Origin of the sequence: Nocardiopsis sp. TNDT3, from assembly GCF_003427465.1 — a bacterium.
GTDB classification, from domain to species: domain Bacteria; phylum Actinomycetota; class Actinomycetes; order Streptosporangiales; family Streptosporangiaceae; genus Nocardiopsis; species Nocardiopsis dassonvillei.
In genome coordinates, this window is record NZ_QPFC01000708.1 from 1 (window position 1) to 2,473 (window position 2,473).

Genomic DNA, 2,473 nt, shown 5'->3' on the forward strand with positions numbered 1-2,473 from the left:
GGGTGAGGGCCATCCGGGTCGCCTCCTCGGCCATCTCGGTGAGCGGCTGGCGCACGGTGGTCAGCGGCGGCCCCATCCAGCGGGCCACCGGCAGGTCGTCGTAGCCGACCACGCTCAGGTCCTCGGGGATGCGCACGCCCAGCTCGCGGGCGGCCTCGTACAGGCCCATGGCCTGGAGGTCGTTGCCCGCGAAGACGGCCGTGGGCGGGTCGTCCAGCCGGAGCAGCTCCCGGCCCCGGTCGCGCCCGCTCTCGACGTGGAAGTCGCCGTAGCGCACGAGCGCGGGGTCGGCCGTCAGTCCGGCCGAGTCCAGCGCGGAGGCGTAGCCGTCGATGCGGGCCTTGCTGCACAGCACGTGCCGGGGCCCGCCGATGACGCCGATGCGCCGGTGGCCGAGCTCGATGAGGTGGCGGGTGGCGACCAGGCCGCCGTTCCAGTTGGCCGAGCCCACCGAGGGCATGTCCGGGCCCGGGTCCCCCGCCGGGTCCACCACGACGAAGGGGATGCCGCGCGCGGTCAGGCGCGTGCGCTGTTCGGGCGCCAGGTCGGAGAAGACCAGGATCACGGCGGTGGACTGGCGGGCGAGCACGGCGTCGACCCAGTCGTCGCGGGGGGTCTGGGCGCCCCCGGACTCGGTCAGCACGACACTGAGGCCCTCCGAGCGCGCCACGCTCTCCACGCCCCGGATGACCTCGACCGCCCAGGCGCTGTCGAGTTCGTGGAAGACCAGGTCGACCATGGAGGAACGGCCTCCGCCCGGGCCCCGGCGTCGCCGGTAGCCGTGGCGGCGGATCAGCTCCTCCACGCGTGCACGGGTCTCGCTGGCCACGTCGGCGCGTCCGTTCAGCACCTTCGAGACCGTCGGCACCGATACGCCTGCGGCTTCCGCAATTTTCGAGATGGTGACCGGCTCCGAAAGGGTGGTCCGGGCGGAGTCGGGGGTCGGGTCTGCACTCACGACGCCTGATCCTACGCGGTCATGGCAACCCCGCGCGGCTCCGGGTGATCCAGCTCTCATCCTCCTATTGACGCTCGCGGTGACGCCGCGTACATTCGGGCGCAAATATTTCGAAATACTGACCGATAGTTTCGAAAGAGGAGTGGCCATGAGAACCCCCCGCCTGGGCTCCGCCGCCGGAGCGTCGGCGCTCTGCCTGCTCGCCGTCACCGCCTGTTCCGGTGGCGGCGGCGGAGACGACCGCATGCACGTGTGGATGTACCAGGACACCCTGGTCGTGGTGCAGGAGGGCGCCGTCGAGAGGTTCAACGGGGCCTCCGAGACCGAGGCGGTCATCGACGAGGTCCCCGGGGACAGCTACGAGGAGCGCCTGCGCACGGCGATGGGCTCCAGCGAGAAGCCCGACGTGTTCTTCAACTGGGGCGGCGGCAGCATCGAGCCCTACGTCGAGCAGGACATGCTCGTCCCCCTGGACGACATGCTCGCCGAGAACCCCGAGTTCGCCGACTCCTTCATCCCCTCCATCCTGGAGGCGGGCAAGGTCGACGGCGTGCAGTACGGCATCCCCCTGCGCGGCACCCAGCCGGTCATCCTCTTCTACAACGAGACGGTGTTCGAGGAGGCCGGAGCGGAGCCCCCCGAGACCTGGCAGGACATCCTGGACCTGGTCGACACCTTCACCGAGGAGGGCGTCACCCCCTTCGCCCTGGCCGGGGCCGACCCCTGGACCGAACAGATGTGGCTCCAGTACCTCGTGGACCGCATCGGCGGACCGGAGGTGTTCGCGCGCATCGTGGAGGGCGACTCCGAGGGCTGGCGCGACCCCGCCGTGCTGGAGGCCGCCCGGATGGTCCAGGAACTGGTGGACCAGGGCGCGTTCGGCAACTCCTACGCCTCGGTCAGCTACACCGAGGGCGCGGCCTCGGCGCTGCTGTCCGAGGGCCGGGCCGCCATGCACCTGATGGGCTCGTGGGAGTACTCCACCATCCTGGACCAGAACGAGGAGTTCGCGACGAACGACCTCGGGTACGTGGCGTTCCCGCCGATCGAGGGCGGCGAGGGCGACCCCGCCAACGTGGTCGGCAACCCGACCAACTACTTCTCGGTCTCCGCCGAGACCGAGTACACGGACCAGGCCATGGAGTTCCTGACGTACATGTCCCAGGAGGAGTACGTCGCCGACATGGTGGCGAACGGCGAGGTGCCCACCACCACCAACGCCGAGGAGGTCGTCGCCGACAGCCCCAGTCCGGACTTCGCCACCTTCCAGTACGAGATGGTGCGCGACGCGCCGCACTTCCAGCTCTCGTGGGACCAGGCGCTGCCGCCGGAGGTGGCCACGCCGATGGTCACCGAGATCGAGTCGCTGTTCAACGGTGAGAGCACGCCCGAGCAGTTCGTCGACGCGCTGGCGGCCCTGTGACCGGCCGCACCGACAGCCAGGCGACCGGTGGCACCATGACCGGCGACCCGGCGGCCGGCGGTGCCGGGGCGGGCGGTCCCGCCTCCCCCGGC

Annotated in this window: 2 protein-coding genes; one reads left to right on the forward strand and one right to left on the reverse strand. The window is 70.9% G+C overall.

Annotated elements, in window-relative coordinates; genetic code table 11:
- The coding region (locus DQW06_RS17555) for a LacI family DNA-binding transcriptional regulator (RefSeq protein WP_232833062.1) at positions 1–868 on the reverse strand (868 nt) is incomplete at its 3' end.
- A gap of 238 nt (positions 869–1,106) precedes the next feature.
- Here DQW06_RS17555 and DQW06_RS17560 point away from each other — a divergent pair.
- Complete coding sequence (locus DQW06_RS17560) at positions 1,107–2,381, forward strand: ABC transporter substrate-binding protein (RefSeq protein WP_013153374.1); 1,275 nt, start codon at positions 1,107–1,109, stop codon at positions 2,379–2,381.
- Positions 2,382–2,473: the final 92 nt, after the last annotated feature.

Coding starts and splice junctions, on each gene's coding strand:
- DQW06_RS17560 (WP_013153374.1), top strand. CDS start 1,107: ATGAGAACCCCCCGCCTGGGCTCCGCCGCCGGAGCGTCGGCGCTCTGC.